The 18,455-nt window shown below is 44.7% G+C and carries 17 protein-coding genes; 11 read left to right on the top strand and 6 right to left on the bottom strand.

Annotation, left to right across the window (positions count from 1 at the left end; genetic code table 11):
• The first annotated feature begins 9 nt into the window (after nt 1-9).
• The gene (locus NV381_RS16200; RefSeq protein ID WP_258214333.1) at nt 10-2,319 is read left to right on the top strand and encodes a glycosyl hydrolase family 95 catalytic domain-containing protein; all 2,310 of its coding nucleotides are present in this window, start codon (nt 10-12) and stop codon (nt 2,317-2,319) included.
• Between the two features lie 261 nt (nt 2,320-2,580).
• On the opposite strand, the gene NV381_RS16195 is transcribed toward NV381_RS16200, so the two are convergent.
• On the bottom strand, nt 2,581-3,375 hold the full coding sequence (locus tag NV381_RS16195; protein WP_258214332.1) for a helix-turn-helix transcriptional regulator: 795 nt from the start codon (nt 3,373-3,375) through the stop codon (nt 2,581-2,583).
• Between the two features lie 282 nt (nt 3,376-3,657).
• Between NV381_RS16195 and NV381_RS16190 the strand changes: the two genes are divergently transcribed.
• Nucleotides 3,658-5,709: a carbohydrate-binding protein gene (locus NV381_RS16190; RefSeq protein ID WP_258214331.1), complete on the top strand. Its 2,052-nt coding sequence runs from the start codon at nt 3,658-3,660 to the stop codon at nt 5,707-5,709.
• Between the two features lie 146 nt (nt 5,710-5,855).
• On the opposite strand, the gene NV381_RS16185 is transcribed toward NV381_RS16190, so the two are convergent.
• Together NV381_RS16185 and NV381_RS16180 are read right to left on the bottom strand one after the other, a co-directional pair.
• Nucleotides 5,856-6,617, bottom strand: a complete 762-nt coding sequence (locus tag NV381_RS16185) for an SDR family oxidoreductase (RefSeq protein WP_258214330.1) — start codon at nt 6,615-6,617, stop codon at nt 5,856-5,858.
• 14 nt (nt 6,618-6,631) lie between these two features.
• The gene (locus NV381_RS16180; protein ID WP_258214329.1) at nt 6,632-7,009 is read right to left on the bottom strand and encodes a MerR family transcriptional regulator; all 378 of its coding nucleotides are present in this window, start codon (nt 7,007-7,009) and stop codon (nt 6,632-6,634) included.
• Nucleotides 7,010-7,366: 357 nt separating this feature from the next.
• Here NV381_RS16180 and NV381_RS16175 point away from each other — a divergent pair, with 357 nt between their 5' ends.
• Complete coding sequence (locus tag NV381_RS16175) at nt 7,367-7,960, top strand: YdeI/OmpD-associated family protein (protein WP_258214328.1); 594 nt, start codon at nt 7,367-7,369, stop codon at nt 7,958-7,960.
• A gap of 78 nt (nt 7,961-8,038) precedes the next feature.
• On the opposite strand, the gene NV381_RS16170 is transcribed toward NV381_RS16175, so the two are convergent.
• Nucleotides 8,039-8,443 (bottom strand): CBS domain-containing protein, encoded by a 405-nt coding sequence (locus tag NV381_RS16170; protein WP_258214327.1) that lies wholly within the window; start codon nt 8,441-8,443, stop codon nt 8,039-8,041.
• A gap of 543 nt (nt 8,444-8,986) precedes the next feature.
• On the opposite strand from NV381_RS16170, the gene NV381_RS16165 reads away from it, so the two are divergent.
• Nucleotides 8,987-9,592 (top strand): zinc dependent phospholipase C family protein, encoded by a 606-nt coding sequence (locus tag NV381_RS16165; RefSeq protein ID WP_258214326.1) that lies wholly within the window; start codon nt 8,987-8,989, stop codon nt 9,590-9,592.
• A gap of 713 nt (nt 9,593-10,305) precedes the next feature.
• Nucleotides 10,306-12,150 (top strand): copper amine oxidase N-terminal domain-containing protein, encoded by a 1,845-nt coding sequence (locus tag NV381_RS16160; RefSeq protein ID WP_258214325.1) that lies wholly within the window; start codon nt 10,306-10,308, stop codon nt 12,148-12,150.
• Between the two features lie 272 nt (nt 12,151-12,422).
• Here the strand turns inward: NV381_RS16160 and NV381_RS16155 are convergent, their stop codons facing one another.
• Nucleotides 12,423-13,250 carry a copper amine oxidase N-terminal domain-containing protein gene (locus NV381_RS16155; RefSeq protein WP_258214324.1) on the bottom strand — a complete coding sequence of 276 codons (828 nt, stop codon included), beginning with the start codon at nt 13,248-13,250 and terminating at the stop codon, nt 12,423-12,425.
• Nucleotides 13,251-13,748: 498 nt separating this feature from the next.
• On the opposite strand from NV381_RS16155, the gene NV381_RS16150 reads away from it, so the two are divergent.
• Nucleotides 13,749-14,528 carry a sugar phosphate isomerase/epimerase family protein gene (locus NV381_RS16150; protein WP_258214323.1) on the top strand — a complete coding sequence of 260 codons (780 nt, stop codon included), beginning with the start codon at nt 13,749-13,751 and terminating at the stop codon, nt 14,526-14,528.
• 131 nt (nt 14,529-14,659) lie between these two features.
• Here the strand turns inward: NV381_RS16150 and NV381_RS16145 are convergent, their stop codons facing one another.
• Nucleotides 14,660-14,911, bottom strand: coding sequence for a hypothetical protein (locus NV381_RS16145; protein WP_171656115.1), 252 nt, complete (start codon nt 14,909-14,911; stop codon nt 14,660-14,662).
• Between the two features lie 331 nt (nt 14,912-15,242).
• On the opposite strand from NV381_RS16145, the gene NV381_RS16140 reads away from it, so the two are divergent.
• The 5 genes from NV381_RS16140 (at nt 15,243) to NV381_RS16125 (ending at nt 18,373) form a co-directional block, all read left to right on the top strand.
• The gene (locus tag NV381_RS16140; protein ID WP_258214322.1) at nt 15,243-15,629 is read left to right on the top strand and encodes an AraC family transcriptional regulator; all 387 of its coding nucleotides are present in this window, start codon (nt 15,243-15,245) and stop codon (nt 15,627-15,629) included.
• Nucleotides 15,629-15,763 carry a hypothetical protein gene (locus tag NV381_RS16135; protein ID WP_308861937.1) on the top strand — a complete coding sequence of 45 codons (135 nt, stop codon included), beginning with the start codon at nt 15,629-15,631 and terminating at the stop codon, nt 15,761-15,763. The genes NV381_RS16140 and NV381_RS16135 overlap by 1 nt, the downstream gene beginning before the upstream one ends.
• Before the next feature lie 370 nt (nt 15,764-16,133).
• A complete protein-coding gene (locus NV381_RS38220) occupies nt 16,134-16,490 on the top strand; it encodes an NAD-dependent epimerase/dehydratase family protein (RefSeq protein ID WP_308861934.1) in 357 nt (118 codons plus the stop codon).
• Nucleotides 16,491-16,678: 188 nt separating this feature from the next.
• Complete coding sequence (locus NV381_RS38215) at nt 16,679-16,990, top strand: nucleoside-diphosphate sugar epimerase (protein WP_308861932.1); 312 nt, start codon at nt 16,679-16,681, stop codon at nt 16,988-16,990.
• A gap of 477 nt (nt 16,991-17,467) precedes the next feature.
• The gene (locus NV381_RS16125; protein ID WP_258214321.1) at nt 17,468-18,373 is read left to right on the top strand and encodes an AraC family transcriptional regulator; all 906 of its coding nucleotides are present in this window, start codon (nt 17,468-17,470) and stop codon (nt 18,371-18,373) included.
• Nucleotides 18,374-18,455 lie beyond the last annotated feature (82 nt).

The raw sequence follows: 18,455 nt of genomic DNA, 5'->3' as shown, positions 1-18,455 counted from the left end.
AGAAACCTGATGAGTAATTCAAGCGAATACTGGCGCCTCTGGTACGATCGTCCAGCGGAACAATGGACAGAGGCACTTCCCGTAGGAAACGGCAAAATCGGGGGCATGATTTACGGTGGAATTCATGAAGAAAGAATAGGATTGAACGAAGAGTCCGTATGGTCGGGAAAGCCTCATTATGATGCTAGTCCTGGTATGCTGCAAACGATTAACCAAGTTCGAAATCTACTGTTCGACGGGAACTACCGTGGGGCTCATGAGCTCGCGGAACAATCAATGAAAACACCGCTTAATCCGCATTATGGCAGTTATCAGTCACTGGGAGATCTTTATATCAAGTTGGATCTGCCAACTGGCGAGGTAACCGATTATCGAAGAGAATTGGATTTGAATCAAGCTATTTGTAAAACTACTTATACGATAGGGGGAACGCAATATTCACGTGAAGTTATTTGTACCAACCCTGATCAAGTCATGGTCATTCGCCTGGAGGCCAGTGATTCGACAAGTCTCAGCGGTTGTATACGCATGGAGCGTGAATTCGACACAATTGTTTATCAAAATGGTCAAAGGGGGCTAACGCTGCGCGGAGCTTGCGATTATGCAGGAGTATACTTTGATGTGAGCGTTGAAGTTCACGCAGAAGAGGGACAATGCTCCTCAGCGATGGATTCCGTCATATTCAGAGAGTGCAAGGCAATTACGGTGTATGTTAGTGCAAATACGACATACCGCCATAAAGATCCACATGCAGAGAATCAATCCATTCTCCAATTAGCGGGCTTAAAGTCGTGGGAAGCTTTGAGAGAGGCCCATATATACGACCACCAATCCTTATTTAATCGATTGGATATCAATTTGGGTATAGATCTGTATAAAGAGCTTCCTACGGATGTAAGGCTAGCGCAAATTAAATCGGGCCAGCATGACCCCTATTTAGCTGCCTTATATGTGCAATTTGGCCGGTATTTATTAATCGCAAGCTCGCGGAAGGGAACTTTGCCTGCTAATCTGCAAGGAATTTGGAATGATAGCTTTACGCCACCCTGGTTTTCGGATTTCACCATTAATATTAATGCCCAGATGAATTATTGGCATGCCGAGACATGCAACTTATCCGAATTGCATGAACCTTTATTCGATTTGATGGATTCGTTGGTTGAGCCGGGACGCAAGACGGCTAAAGAGCGCTACGGTTGCAACGGTATGGTCCTTAGCACGAGGACGAATCCTTGGCTGAATACGTCGCTTCGGGCAACGTCCTCGCTGCTGTGGCAAGAAGGAGCTGCATGGCTCAGCAGACATTATTGGGATCATTATTTATTTACAGGCGACATCAAGCTGCTGGAGCAAAGAGCTTATCCGTTTATGAAGGAAGCAGCCCGGTTTTATCTTGATTTCATGGTGGAGCACCCACGTTACAAGTGGCTTGTAACCGGTCCAACTACATCGCCCGAGAATACGTTTACAGCAGCAGATGGCACAATGACTGCACTGGACATGAGTCCTACGATGGCGGTCCAAATCATTGATGATCTTTTTGAAAACTGTATTCGGGCAAGCGAGGAGCTTGGACAAGATCAAGCGTTCAGGGAACTGCTCATTCAAAAACGTTCACAATTACCTCCGATGAAGGCAGGTAAATTCGGTCAACTGCAAGAGTGGCTTGAGGATCATGAGGAAACAGAGCCGGGGCATCGGCATATCTCGCACTTGTTTGGCGTTTATCCAGGACACAGTATTAGTCGTAAGACACCGGATCTGTGGTCTGCTGCCCGCATCGCGCTAGAGCGAAGACTTCAGCACGGAGGAGGACATACCGGCTGGAGCTGTGCTTGGATCATTAACTTATGGGCGCATTTGGGAGACGGCGAACAGGCGCATCAGTATATGAATACGCTATTTACCCATTCCACGCATGATAATCTTTTTGACAATCATCCGCCATTTCAAATCGATGGGAACTTCGGAGGTGCTGCAGGTATTGTTGAAATGCTTATTCAGAGCAATGAGGATGAAATCAGACTGCTGCCCGCGCTTCCTGGTATCTGGGCAACGGGGAACATTCGGGGCGTTTGCGCTAGAAACGGATTTGAGTTGGAGTTTTACTGGCAAGACAGCGTTGTAAACAGAGCGATAGTCTATTCTAAATTAGGCCGGCGCTGCCGGCTACAATGTAATTCCAATGTGACCGAAGCTGAAGTTCTATGCAGCAACGAGCGGATTCCAATAACCATAGATCATGGAAGCTTGGAATTCGACACACAACCCGGAAAACAATATCAAATTATCTTCACGAGCGACAACAGTTTGATATGAAGCTGAATCAACTGCTTCTTAATAACCTTTGCCTATTAAGGGCGAGGTTTTTTGTTATGAATCGCAGCATTGTAAGCGTTGGTATAAGAAAGTTTAAGTTCTTACAGCGCTAAAGGAAGATGCCCTTTCTAATATTTTCCGGGGTATCTTATTTATCTCGTAAGACAAGCTGGCTTTATGATTGAAATGTATCTTTAATGAAAGAGTTGCACAACAACCGGGATTCGAATGGGCTCAGTAGGTTACATCGAGCTGGATGATTCATTTGATATATTTGCGAATATTAGTCCTGAACTCTCTTGGGGACATCCCGTATTTGGCATGGAAAATGCGATTAAAGGTGCGTTGGCTGTCAAATCCGGCATTGCTGCTTATCGTTGTTAATGCGGCATCTGTTGTACGAATCAGCTTGGCAGCGTATTCGGCGCGGAGCAATCCGAGGTAATTCCTGAAATTCATTTTTATTCGGTCTGAAAATATATGAGAAATGTAGTATTTGCTGACACAAAATTCAGCGGCAAGAGAATCAAGTGTAAGCGGTTCTGTAAAGTTGTTGGCTAAATACTCCATAATTTTTTTGGACATATCCTGAACAGGAGTTCGCTGTCGCTGCTTCAGCTCAATACGGCGAAGAAGATGAGACATGATGACATAGGTCCAGCCAAGCCTTACGGCAAATTCATCTTTCTTCTTAATATGTCTCAGCGCATATACAGCCTCTTCATGGATCCCTTCTTTAGATATGAAAGGAATTACAGGCTGGAAATTTTCGAAGTTCGGAAAAACCCCTCCAAACAATCGCGGGTTACATATAATCAGTATAGCATCAGCTGTATTTTCTCCTATTTTATAATAACTGTGAACAATATCCGAGAAAATTATTGCAGCTTCGCCTTCATGGATTTCATACGCAGTTTCATCAATGTCAAGATATTGAACACCGGAAAAAACATAAAGTATTTCGATATTTCTGTGCATGTGGGCAGGAAACGTCAGCTGTCTAGTATAACGGATTAACCTCAAATCTTTAGCTTGTATTTCGTAGAAAGGTAACATGATCAACCCACCCAGTGCAATTTTTGGCTGATTTTAAATGCTTTATGTCTAAATTCATACCATGCGCGATGTTATAATTCAAGTAATTATTTCCAATTTTCCTGGTGTCACGACAGTAATCCGGATAACCGGTTGATCATTTTCGGATATTGATCAGAAATCGCCAATAGGAAGAGCATGAAGGAAATAATATGGAAGCGCTTTAATGAGGTGGTGGTGACAATAACAGGCAATACATAATGCGATTTTGAGGAAGAGTTCAAATTTGGGAGGGATTTAATCATGATTAAAAAAATTTTAAGTAGTTTGGTGATGGGAACTTTATTAGTGACTTCTTTCTTTAATGCAGGAAACGTAGCAGAGGCAGCTGTGATTAACACAATACCTAACACTTCAAAGGTTGAAAAGAGTTATGACAGCAGCTTTTTATCGGTTCCCGGCTATGCATCTTTAGGAGTAAAGGATAGAAGTAGTTATGTGGGAACCTCTTATTATCGTACAGTGAGTAATGGAAGACAGTTTTTACAAGCAGTCCTGGATGCGAGAAATGGTACTGTAAAAGTAATTGAAGTTACAGCTGATATTAACTTAGGATGGACTGAATTAGCACTTAATTCAACAGAAGTTTCACAGTATAGTTTTATTACAAAGTATCCGGATCCGACGAACGGGTTTACGAATCCGCTGTTGATTGCTTCCGGAGTATCCAAATTAAATATTTCGAATGTAGATGGATTAACCATTTTCTCGACTTCAGGCAAGACCATTAGGCATGCTGAAATGAAATTACAGGCTTCAGCGAATGACATTGTATTAAGAAATCTCAATTTTGATGAAATGTGGCAGTGGGATGATGCAGGAGATCATAAAGAAGTAGGCTGGTCATTTATCAAGGTAAATGGCGCTAACAATGTATGGATTGACCATTGTAAGTTTTCTATCGCAGCAGATGGAATGATTGATATGGAAAATGGCGCATCCAATGTAACTTTTTCTTGGAATGAATTCGGATTGGCAGCGAATCAAAATCCAGCTACAACTAGTTCTATTTATAAGTCAATTGATTATATGGAGCAAAAATATGCAGCAGGTACGTTGAACACATCAACAAGTCTCTATTATAAAATGCGTCATGGGGGGGCTACCAAAAATCAGATTATGGCTTATGCGGCCTATCACTCCAAAGTTCATTTGGTAGGCTCTGGTGATAAGGATTATACGAACTACGTTGGTTCTAATGGAGTCGAAGTTAAAGATGGAAATCAAAGACTTCGATTGACCATGGCGTATAATCGTTACACGAATGTTGGCCAACGCCTGCCAATGATTCGTCAAGGCACGGGTCATTTATTTAATAACTATTTTGATAATTCTACTCATCATAGTGCACTCAATAGTGCTTCTGCTATCTCGACTTATGGCACAGATAAATTATCACGTGCAGTCAATGCAAGAAATGGTGCTTCAATAGCGGCAGATACTAATGTGTATAATTCATTTAATGAGCCGCAAATCGGTGCAGAACGCCAAGGTGATGATACAGCGAATATGAATGCACCTTTTGATGTTTTATTTCAAAATGCGCTGAACCATAGTTTAATTGTAAATTCAACAGTAACAAATTCCAATGGAACAACCTATACAGGCAGCAGCTGGGACAATAATGGTGTGAATGCCTTTACCAGTGGAATGACTTGGTATAACAAATCAACCATCGGCAATTGGGCTTGGTCTTCACATATCGTCGGGGTAGAAAACATGAGTAAATCAACTCCGCCAAGTACACCGTTTACATTCACATATGGGACCACCGAGCAATTGCCTTATGCTTATCAAACATTTCCTTTATCCAGTGTTGTAACAACAGTAAACCAATACGCCGGTGTATCCAAAGTTACTATGAGTGCTGCAGATTGGTTGAAAAAATCTTATGGAGCTATTGATGCCTATTCGACAATCGAAGCTGAAAGCTACAGCAGTATGTCGGGCGTACAAACTGAAGCAAGCTCTGAAGGCGGCCAGAACGTAGGATATATTGATAATGGTGATTATCTCGTATTTAATAATGTTAACTTTGGAACGACGGGTCCAACAAAATTTGCTGCAAGAGTTGCCTCTACAGCGGGAGGAAACATTGAAATTAGACTCGACAGCCTAACAGGAACACTGATAGGAACTTGCCCGGTAACGGGGACCGGAGGCTGGCAGACTTGGGCGACACAATCATGCGCGGTCAACGGAAGCAGTGCCACGGGTACTCACAATGTATACCTGAAGTTTACAGGATCAAGCGGGTATTTATTCAATATCAATTGGTTCAAGTTTATCAAATAATTAAAGAAAAGATCATGCTCTGTGGTGCAACGCAGGGGATGCTTGGATGGATAGTTGGATAAGAAATGGATAACTATAATAAAGAAAACTCGCCAACACTGCGGCGAGTTTTGCTTTTTTATATGCCAACTTTTTCGTCAGTATAGTTATTCAATTGTGTTTTTCGTTGCCTTATACAAATTTTCTACGTGTTCGTCGACTTCATCTCGTGACATGCGTAAGCGATTCACAGAAGTACCATATCCAATTTCCTTTTTACCCTCTGCTAATCCTTTGAAAATTCCATCTGCGAATGCATCTAACGGTTCTCCATGCATATGCAGCCCCGCTCCGCCTAAATCTGTATTCACTGCCGGAGGAGCTACCTCAATTACTTCTACAGACGTATCAGAAAGTTGATGTCTCAGACTCATTGTAAATGAATGAAGCGCCGCTTTTGTTGCTGAATAAATTGGAGCAATCGCAAGCGGTGTAAAAGCTAGCCCAGATGTCACGTTAATGATAGCCGCCTCTTCTTTTGTTGCAAAAAATGGAGCGAACAGCATAGAGAGATGAAAAGGTGCTTCAATGTTGGTTGTGATTTCTTTACTGAAATAACTCCAATCGTTCTTCGCTTCCGCCTTTAACACATTAAAGCGTTGTTGGATTCCTGCATTGTTAACTAACACATTCACTTCTGGATAGTTCGCTGTTACCCAATCAAACAATGCTGCACGCTCGGATTCAATATCCAAATTACTTACACGAGTAATAAGGTCAGGGGATTTTTCTTTCGCATTTTGAAGTACATCTTCACGTCGTCCACAAACAATGACTTTATTTCCAGCTTTTATAAAGCGCTCTGCAAAAGCTAATCCTATTCCTGAACTTCCGCCTGTAATAAGTATTGTATTTCCTGAAAGTTTCATTACAGTTCCTCTTCTCATTTTTCTTTTCTTTCCTGAGTGCGCTTTGTATAACGTGTAATTTTTACGTCTATTCCTTTTAAGGATTCTGTCATCAACGAAATTTCAGCTTGTACTGCTTGCTTGTGGTTCTTCATCAATTCAAGTCGGAGTTCAATGGTGTTATCTCCTTCTACTATCCAATCCATATATTGCTTGATACCATTTATTGGCATGTGAGTATTTTTTAAACAAATAACCGTTTCAAGGAGTGCAATTTGATCTTCTGAAAATAACCGCCTACCAGCCTCATCACGCTCGATTAGTGGTAGTAGTCCTTTTTTTTCATAATAACGTAACGTTGATTCTGGAATATTGAATTTGGCTGAAACTTCGCTAATTGAACAATACTTCATCTGGAGGCCTCCAAATTTTTATCTTTCATTGTCGACAGGAATAGGATACATCTTAAACCATGGTTTAAGTCAACAAAAAAATTTAGTCTGTTGAAGGAAAAAATTTGAATCGACTAGAATCTGTACGCAAACTGTACAATCCATAAAAAAGCCGTACAATTGAACCTATAAGACGCAGAGGAGATTGCATTCCTACTATGGGGAGTCAAGTCATGATCGACAACACGACCATAGCCCGTGTCTACCAGCATGGATCGGGCGCAAATGGGGGCAAGCTAACTAAGAAATGAAGTAGATTTTGAAAAACGAACTGTTATTTTGAAAACACTATATTATGATGAAGAGGGGTGCTCTTTGATGACAAATAGCAGTATGAATCCTAAGGTTGATGGATTTTTAAGTAAGGCTAAAAAGTGGAAGGAAGAATATGAGAAGTTGAGAAAAATCGTTCTTGACTGTGAGCTGACCGAAGAATTTAAGTGGATGCATCCTTGTTACACTTTTCAGAATAAAAACATAGTTTTAATACATGGATTTAAAGATTACTGTGCGCTTCTGTTTCACAAAGGTGCCTTGTTAAAAGATGCCCATGGTATCCTAATCCAACAAACGGAGAATGTACAGGCGGCACGCCAGATTCGGTTCACCAATGTTCGAGAAATAGTTGAGATGGAAACCATCTTGAAAGCCTATATTTATGAAGCTATTGAGGTTGAAAAATCCGGTTTGGAAGTGAATTTTAAAAAGAATACAGAATACATAATTCCTGAAGAATTTCAAACTAAATTAGATGAAATCCCGGCTTTGAAAACTGCTTTTGAAGCTTTGACGCCGGGACGGCAAAGAGCATACCTTCTTTATTTTTCTGAACCCAAACAATCCAAAACTCGAGAGTCAAGGGTTGAAAAATATATGCAGCAAATTTTCAATGGAAAGGGATTAAATGATTAGTAAAGGAGACTATAAGAACAGAGATAAGGCTGCCGACGAGCAGCAGCCTTCATCATCCGCAAGATCAGGTCTTTCCAACTAATCAGAAATATTACGGGTATAGTATTCGATTATATCTTTGCGGCGAATAATACCCAGGAAGACGCGATCAGCGTCTACGACCGGAACGAAGTTCTGATCAGCCGCCAGCGCCAGCATATCGTCCAAATCGGCGTTGATCTCGACGCATTCGACTTTCATCCGTTTTTTGATGGAGACGACAGGAATTTCGTGCATCGCGTCAAAGCCGAGGCCGGGTGTGGCTTTCAGCTTCCATAACAAATCTCCCTCGGATAGCGTTCCAAAATATAAGCCATTTTCGTCCAAGATCGGAATGGCCGTATAGTGGCTTGCCTCCAATTTATCCATGGCTTCTTTCATATTAGAGGATGTCATGAGGTAAGAGACCTCGTTCTTGGGATATAGAAACGATTTGATGTCCATTGAATCACACTCCTTTTATCTATTAAAACATATTTCGTCGCTGGGCGCATGTGGGAGTGAATGGGCCATGCCAAATATTATGGAATAAGGATGCTAAAAGACATGTCGAAGACAAGAACATAATCCGAATTAAGTCCGTGCAAATAGCGGGCTTTTTTGCGTTTTTGCGATTTTTCTTACCAATCTGCAAAAGCCGGTGCGATACATGGCCACGTTTATACAGCGGTGTTGCTTATACCATTCGATCAAAATAATAGTAAAAACATATTGTACGGAAGTAGGGGCCAGGCGAATGACACTTTAGCTCAATAAACATCAAGATGACGCAGGCTACCGGCACGAATGACAGTCTTTGTTCACCTAACGGCAGTTTAATGGAACGAATTAAAGGGACTCCTGATTATGAAGCAGGATACTGTATTATATTTGTTATCCTTTTGTCATTGGCATGTTAGTTTGTGATTATTGAAATATATCCATGTTTATCCGAATATAAGTGGCATGTGAATATTGCTATCTATCGCTTAAGAAGGGGGCATACAGATGGGTTCAAGAATTATGCACTATTGTATTTCATCTCTATTAAGTGACAAGTTAGGCATTGATAACCGGAATGAGTTTATGCTCGGGGGGATTGCACCTGATATACATGGATTCATGGGAGTTGCAAAAGGAGTAACACATTTTAAGGATATAGACGCATCTGGAAAAAGTCGTATAAACTACTTGCGGTTTTATGTTACTTACAAGGATGTTATGAATAAACCCTTTTATCTCGGTTATTTATGTCACTTAATTTCGGATGTAGTTTGGTTGGAGTTATATTTGAGAATCGTGGAATTCGCATCTCCTGAGCAATTGAAGGAGAAAGCGCAAGTTGCATATCGTGACTTCGAAAGATTAAACGGACGAATTATTAAACAATATTCTCTGAAACTTCATCAGCATGTGCTGCCTACCGTGAACATTGACGGATTTAACAGCGACTACTTACCTGCCTTACTTGATGGGATGCGAAAGGACTTTTCAATTGATGAAGTCCTCATGAATGAAACGCTGGAACTGTTTAACAACAATAACTGTGAAATCATTGATTATATTAACAGGTCGGTTGACGAGAGTATGGCGTTTTTATCCAGTATGAAATAGACTACGCAAAGAGGCTTAATACCGAAATCAGCGCTTGAAGAAGTCATTCGATTTCGTCTCTTTGTCCAGCCTAGCCCTGGATAAAAGCTAAAGAACGGTAATGTCAGCACACACGACTTTATTCGAATTTATTCGACTGGGAGCCATGGTCTTCTCCCAAAAACCTGCATTCATACAGCCATTGGCCGGTGTATATCCGAAGTCTTATTGAATTCCTGCAAATGTACATTTATTTTTTCATTCTTAGCTGAAGCGGAGCGTTATCCATGAAAATGGATGTACTTTTGCAGGTTTGTTCTCTCTACAGCAATTCCGGTAGGAAAATAACTGCAGTTTTGCAGGATTTTGCGAGGGCTAATGGTCATGGAGAGGGTCAAGTACTGATTTTGGGGTTGAGCCTGTAAAGAAGAACTATATTTTGAAAAAACCAATAATAAAAAAGGGATATATTTAAAGTATACCTATTTTTGTCATTCTTATTTATCAGCTTGCCCGGTACAGAGATTGCTTTCATAGATGTTTGCAAAGGCGTGTCGCAGTTTATCCAAGGGTCAACAGGGTGCGCCAAGTAAAGTGGAAGCCTGGGGGGGGTCAAAGTCAATCAAGGCTCTAAAAGACTAGTAAGTACAGCTTCAATTTTAATAGTGAATGGTATAATATAGAAAGATAAAAAAATGCCCCTAATATTAGAGGAATATGGAAGAGGAGAAAGTATGAAGCTTAAATTATCAATCATCATAGTCATCCTACTGTCTTCTCTGATGAGTACGGCAGCCGCAGCAGCCAGCGGGGAGTCTGCCCCCCCTTTAAGTATTCAGCGAATTCCCGCGGAGCATCCGGTGAAGAACGTCATCGATAATACCGCCGCTTATCTGAACGGATGGAATAGTGTGATGTCACCCTTGGTGATGCAGGTGAACGCAGATGGTACGACTAGCGTGGGGGTCGCCGAAGAGAAAGGGCCAATCCATATTTATGAATTAGATTCGGATTATGGTGTCAGTAAGCATTTGACCATCCGCCGGGAGCTCCCGCTCTTCGGCAGCTATGCGAAGGATAGGGAAGGCAATTATTACATTCTGTTTGGACAAGAGCTCGAAGAAAATCAAGAGAAAGAGACCGCCATTCTCCTCGCTAAGTATCGTTCAACGGGTGAGAAGGTCAGCGAGTTACGCATATCCGGTGACGATCCGGATACATTCTGGAGCGATAAATATTGGGGGGTAAAAACGCCTTTTGCGAATGGAAATTGCAAGCTGGTCATCAGTGATCAAACGATAACCGCGTATTTCGGCAGGTTGATGTTCAAATCATCCGTGGATGGATTAAATCATCAGGCGTCTTTTGGGTTTGCCGCTTCGACCGATACGATGAAGAGAGTCTTCGATGCCAATGGAAGATTCTCAGCATCGGCCGGACATTCCTTTGACCAGGCGGTGCTTTATGACGGTCAGGATCTGCTTTTTGTTGATCAAGCCGATGCCTCACCGAGAGGGTTCACGTATTCGAAGCGGTCGTTGAAGGGGCAGAGACTACAGAACTGGTACATTCCGTTCAAGTTCAAGCAGGGGAAGGTCTATCAATACACGTACGCCCAATTGGGGGGCGTGGTCTCGACAGGGGAGCAGTACTTGTTTGCAGGAGCATCGGAGATGACGGATAGGATCGATCCTGCATCGGAGCGCCAGAATGAATCGAGGAATATTTATCTGCAGACAGTCAGCCGGTCGCTGGATCAGCATAACGAACCGATCTGGATTACAGATTATACCGATATGAAAGAGGAGAATGCCGCACACTCGAAGCTGCTGAGCCTTGGTGGTGACAAGTACCTGGTACTCTGGGAGAAACAGAAGGATACAGGATTCGGTAGCAATAGCAGCTACATCACGACCTACATGGCCCTCGTCAACGGCCAAGGCAAGGTCCTTAGGACGGAAGAGATGTCGGGGATTCGGTTGGGCATCGGCGTAGAGATTCATTACAACCCGGTAAGACAATCCGTTCAATGGGTGGTAAGCGACGAGCGTGCGGTGAAAGTCTACGAACTAAAGCCGTTGGTTTATACGACGGGAACCCCTCCTATGGAGCGCCAAATTGTGGTGAAAGTCGTAAACGATGCACCACCCAAGGCGTTCGATGAGAACGACATTGGCATTCGCTTGAACGGGAAATACGTGGACGTGAATCCGAAGGCAAAGCTGGTGGACGGATCGACGTTCATACCCCTACGGGGTGTGTTAGAAGCCATGGGGGCTACCGTGAAATGGTCACCTCCGCCAAGCGGTGTAATGAATTGGAAGGGAGAAAGCTCGAAACCCGATTATCTCGGTACGGTGAAGATTGTCCTTGGGTCAACCACGATTGAGCTTTACATAGGAACGGCGCGAGCGGTCATCAATGGGGAATTAGCAATGCTGGCGGATGCTCCATTCATCTCAGAGGATGGGTCCACCTACGTGCCGCTTCGACTCGTCAGCGAAACACTGGGGGCGCAGGTGCAGTGGGAGCCCGAACACTGGACGGCGGTTATTGATACGTTGAACGCCGCGCGTTAATCTCTGCTCAGCAGCTTATGCAGGAGCTGCGTCAGGCTGTTGATTATCACACATGACTAAAATATTTTAAGAGCCTCCCGAGACTAGGGAGGCTCTTTCCAGTGGTTTGATAGTCAAAAGAGATGACAGCAGCGAAAGAGACGTTCCAAAATACTGGTCGAGTATCCATTCCTAGTGGGGACGCAATCTGGTCGATTTACATGTATGTCCGAAACCCCCGGGAAGGATATAAGGCTGCCGGTCATCTTCATTGCTCTGCAGCCTATCTGCGTTTAAGGAAGATTACGAATGCTAAAACCAACCAATCCATTAGCCATGCTGCGATTGAAGTTATGCGTGAGGATCTCGGATGATCCGTTAATGATCCCATATTGTAGATGAGCGCCTTCCTTTTGTCTTAAATAATAAAATCCCGGTTTGAGCGGAACACCGTTAAGATCTTTACCATCCCAGTTCCAGGCCGGCGACTGAACGCCCCAAAACATATCGTTATTCGCTGCTGGAATCGGTAGCCCTTTGATATGTACCGGGCCATCCTTCAAAGGGGTATGTTCGATGGACCCTTCCCATACGATCTTGCTGATTCCATCCTCGTCTGCTCTTACGATTTCCAAATCGATCTTGAACCCGTTCATCAGCACAATATCCTGTTTACTAACGTTATAAATCGAAGCTTGAAATTGATATGTGCGGTCCTCCAAAGGTTTATTTTCCTCTGGATTTACTTCTGCCATGTTCAGCATTAGGGAAAGTGGGGCATCTCGATGATTGCCAGGCTGCATCAAGAAGGTCAAGTGCCATCCTTGTTCTGTCGAACCGCTGTAGGGAGAACTTAGCGAGACGCTGCTTTGCTCGTTTGTAGGGCCTTGCTTGTAATCGATCTGGTGGCCAAGCTGTTCAGAGAAAAAACGGAGGGGGACATACGTTTGATTGTTGTAGTTCAGGATCGGGCTTTCCGTAGGAAGTGCCTGAGCTTTTTGATTAATTACTACTTGAATGGGAAACAGTACTGCTTTCACGGCTTCGGCCGCAAAAACAGTCGTCATACCGGTCACTAGCAGTCCGGCGCTTAGAGCAAGCGTTAAAGGAACTTTTTTCAAGGCAGCACACACTCCATCACTCAGCATTAATCATTCTAAGTTAATGGACGCAACGAAGGCGACAATGGTTGCGCAATGGAGGAATCTTCTCAAAATGATCAGTTATTCATTGAACGGGTAGTTTAGTGCGAATGATGTCAACTCCGTTAAGGGGCAGTTGAGGTCAACCCTTCTGAGGAGTATCTATTTGATAGACTCTCACTTCAAAAAAGTGAGATATATAAAGATAAACAAAGATCTCATTTTCTGAAAACCCCATAATCAGGCATCGTAGGGCGAATATATGTTTCTATCCAGAAAGATAACGTGTGTTTTTAAGGTTTGCCAATTAATAAATAGTATAATAACATAGCTTCACAAGGACCAATTATTGGGAACCGAGGAGGATTATTTATTATGAATTTACCAGTAATAAATAATCAGCAAGCAATTTGACCGCGGCAGCTGTTGTTTTTGACACGAGGACGGCAATGATGTAAACAAGAAAGGAAGCGGCTTATGATTACCATTTATGATTGGTTTGGCTATGAATTGCCGATTAAGGAACGCTATCAGTTAATAAAAGAGGCCGGATTTGATGGCGTTTTATTATGGTGGAGTGAAGACTTTAATCGGAACGATTACAGCAATGGGCCACAAATTGCGCGAGAAGCGGGTCTTTTTATAGAAAATATCCACGCGCCTGTCAAAAACCAACACAGCCTCTGGCTTGACAATCTGGACGGTGAAGCCTTAACCGATTGTTATTTGCAATGTGTTGCAGATTGCGCCGAATTTGAGATTCCAACAATGGTGGTGCACCTGCCCAAAGAAGACAATCCATATAATGCATTGGGACTGGATAGAATCAAGAGAATCACTGAAAAAGCTGAACAGCTTGGTGTCAATGTTGCACTGGAGAATTTACGGAATCTTACCAATTTGGCCTATGTGCTGGAGCAAGTGGATTCCCTGCGTATCGGATTCTGTTATGACTGCGGACATCACTACCGCTACTATCCAGGCGTTGATTTATTATCTATGTACGGTTCCCGGGTGATGGCACTCCATTTACATGATAATAACGGAAGTCGTGCCCAACACGGGTTACCCTTTGACGGCACGATTGATTGGTCTACAACCATGAAAAAAATTGCGCAAACGAATTATTCAGGTGCGACTGCAATAGAGGCTATGAATTGGGATTATGAGGATTTAACGGCTAAAGAGTTTTTACATAAAGCGTATGAGCGAGCAAAAAGGCTGGAAGCATTACGCTGCGCAAGCTCGGTGAATTAGTTGGCAATTTCGTGATTGGCGGCGACAGAGCCCCTTTGGAAGGGCAGCTCACGGCTTTTTTTGGTGAGTAAATAGGTGTAGGTTTGGCCTGTTTTCTGTAGAATGAGAATAAGGAGTTATTCCCTAGCCATCTAAGATGACTTACGGTAAGGCCCAGTATTTGTGCTGTTTTCTTGAATCGTTGCCTGCTCAGCTTCTTTAAATAATTTACGTTGTTCCTGAACCGCATCAAGCCAAGACCAACCGTAAATAACGATGAAAATCACAAATAGGAGTGCCCCAAGCGCTTCCCACCAAAAGCTTTCTCTAACGCTTGGAAGCGCTCCCAACCCTAAAATCATTAGCGGAATAAACCAGAAAATGAGTGGCTTTTTCTCTTTCACGACGTGACCCCTTATATGTTTGTCTACTATCTCCCTAAAATGTTGTCAAATCCTCAATACAAGGATGATCCGTTTATCTTTCATGAAAACATTTATGTAATTGCAAATAAGGATGGATGGAAATTCAAAAACATAGAATATATATACATTATAATGTATTTATATTCTATGTTTTGGAGGGAGATTATGAAATATAAAGTATATGTTGATGGACAGGAAGGTACTACAGGTTTAAAGATATTTGAGTATCTGTCAAAACGATCAGACATTGAAGTTCTCAAGATCGACTCCCACAAAAGAAAAAATCCTGAAGAACGGAGTAGATTTCTGAATGATGCGGACATCGTTTTTCTTTGTCTACCCGAGCGCCGATTTGGGCATTATGGGCGCGGTAAAGAGGCTGATGGATTGTCTGCTGAATCCCGGCGATGCTGAATTGCTTGCCCCACTCGTGATGGATGAGATTTTGATACGAGTCCTGCGCAGCCCCATCGGCGTTCACGTCGCTGAAATGGGTTTTGCGGATTCCAGCGTGCAGCGAGTTGCGAAGGCGATTGCTTGGCTATGCGACAACTTCTCCCAGCAGATGAAGGTTGCAGACTTGGCCGAGCTGGTACACATGAGCGAGTCCTCGTTTCGCGAGCATTTTAAGTCCGTCACTTCGATGAGCCCGCTACAATACCAAAAAGCGCTGGCCTTCATGAAGCGAGACGTCTGATGGTCTCCAGTTCAATGGATGCGACCTCTGCATGCCTGCTAGTGGGGTATGTGAGCACCTCTCAATTTAACAGAGACTACAGCCGCTTTTTCGGGAGCCCGCCAAGGAGAGACATCGCTAAATTACGTCGATAAATACAAGTACTGGACTGATCAACCGTATGGGATGGCACCAAAGCTGTCATCTTCCCTGTGTCGGACTATACGGACCGAGATGCATACGCCCCCGATTATTCCCTCGTACCCCGCAGCCATCAGGCTTGGCGGGTTTTCTTGTTTTACCCGCGGAATATCGGACGTCAGTTACCTTCATATTCTTTCATGCGCAGTCAGAGGTCGGGAACGTTCCGGTGAATTAGGCAAGAAGTGACGCGGAACAGGCAAACATCCGTGAAAAACGCAATATATAATGAGTTTAGCCTTGGGGCCGGCGGTACTGATCGTTGATTCGCACCGTTAGTATTCAAGTAGCTCTACTATATTAACAGCTTAGGAGGACTTCATTATGCGTGTTTTTGTCACAGGAGGGACTGGATTCGTCGGCTCCGCCATAGTACGCGAACTAATAGGAGCAGGGCACGAGGTACTTGGCCTCGCTCGCTCGGATGAGGCCGCAGCAATGCTCGCCGCGGCCGGAGCCGCAGTGCACCAAGGCTCGCTTGATGATCTCGATAGCCTGAGGCGCGGAGCCGCTGCCTCGGATGGTGTCATCCACACCGCCTTTATTCACGATTTCTCGAACCTTACGGCCTCCGGTGTGACAGACAGGCTCGCGATCGAGGCGCTTGGCACCGCGCTCGCGGAATCTGGCCGCCCCTTAGTGGGACCGAAGAAGATGCTCCCGATCCTAACTCCGCAGTGAGGCACCGCGCCGATTCGGAAGCGACAGCGCTTTCGATGGCGCTGCATGGCGTGCGAGTGTCGGTAGTGCGGCTTCCGCACTCGGTACATGGCGATGGCGACTATGGCTTCGTTCCGGCCTTGATCAATGTCGCTCGCCGCACGGGTGTCTCGGCCTATGTGGGCGATGGCGCTAACCGCTGGTCTGCCGTGCACCGACTCGATGCTGCACGTCTTTACCGGCTGGCGCTTGAGTCGGCACCTGCGGGTGCCAAGCTGCACGCGATTGGTGAAGAGGGAGTGCCGATCCGTGATATCGCTGACGTAATGGGCCGCCGCCTGGGTGTTCCGGTGAAAAGCAAGTCATCCGAGGAGGCAGCCAACCACTTCGGTTGGTTGACGCACTTTGTTTCGGTGGACCTCCCGGCATCAAGCGCTCTGACTCGGGAACGATTCGGATGGCAGCCTGTGCAGCCAGCGCTCATTCCTGACCTTGATCGGGAGCAGTATTTCACAACCTGATAATGCGGGCTGATCAGCTGAACGGAATAATATTGGAACGGGTGGTCGCCATGACAGAAGATGTTCGGACATTGAGCAATTCACCGACGACACGCTATTCTTTAATAACGGCCCATCTTAGTCTGGTGTTCTCATGTTGTCGTGTCTGGTATATAAGTTACTTTACCGATGGGCTCTGTATTGACGGGCGCATTTCATGCATCGCCGGCCGAAGTGGCATGGACGAGCAGCGAGTTCTCTTTCGCCTACGCTCTGGGCTTTCTACTGTTCGGGCCTCTTTCCGATCGCGCTAACCACAAAATAAACCAAGCAGCCTTGATCCGAATCACAGTTTGCCGGACATAGGCTGCTTTTTTTCACGTATCGCTCCCACTTCCCCGAAAAAGAGAAATGTTCTATCATACGAGTATGCATGATTCCATTCTCTGCAACCATCGGACCATTATCGATGAAATAAGGCATTGGGGGGGCACCGCGTTGACAAGGATCAGCAATTCCCGGTATTTCGAAAGCGCCGACTTTCCGTTCCATATCGCTCAGTATCCGTTCCGAGCAGAGGAGATGGTGGAGCCGCACTCGCATGAATTCGTCGAGCTCGTCTATGTAGCAGAAGGGTCAGGCCGGCACGATTACCGCGGCGACACGTACAGGATCTACGAAGGCGACGTTTTCGTCATCGAGCCGGACGCCGAGCATTCCTATAAAGGCGGGAAGGATCCGAACCTGACGGTATACAACGTGCTGTTCGCGCCGTCGATTTTATCGAATGAGCTGCAGATGTTATCTACAGTGGATTCGTTCGTCGACTTCTTTTATGTGGAGCCGTTTCTGCGGCAGTCGGTCCACTTTCAGTCCCACCTGAATGTAGAGCCGCACGATCAGCTGGAAATGAAGCATTTGCTGGGTCGAATTCTTTCCGAGTACAAAGAAAAAAAGCCGGGCTACCGCCTTCTCGTCAAAACGCGGTTGATCGAGTTGTTCGTTTTCCTGAGCCGCTGCTACGACCGGTCGCTGCATCGTCCGATGACGGTGCTCGCTCCCGAGCGAGAAGTGATGAAGCGGATGGTCGAATTCATCGAAACGCATCATGCCCGCCCGCTATCGCTCGATCAGGTCAGCAGATTATGCAGCATGAGCCAGTCGTCGTTCACTGCCAAATTCAAGCAGCATATTGGCAAAACGTTCATCGAATACCGCAACGAAGCGCGCATCGCCATGGCGAAAAAGCTGCTGCTCGCCTCAGACGCCGGTACTTTACAGATCGCCGGGCAGGTCGGCTTCGACGACCTGAGCTTTTTCAACAAAGTGTTCAAGCAGTTGGTAGGTGTTACGCCTGGGCAATTTCGCAGGGCGGCGAAAGCAGAAGGCGGAAACAGCGGATAATTGGCTAGCGACGTCAAGGCCACCGTGTTCCGGTACTGTCTCTTCGGAGAGGTGGCCCTCGGGATGGCGGATCGGCGTGTTT

It is taken from the genome of Paenibacillus radicis (ex Xue et al. 2023) (assembly GCF_024722015.1).
In the GTDB taxonomy this organism is placed as follows: Bacteria; Bacillota; Bacilli; order Paenibacillales; family NBRC-103111; genus Paenibacillus_S.
Note: the sequence above shows the minus strand (reverse complement) of the source record. Positions and strands in the feature narration are given on the sequence as shown.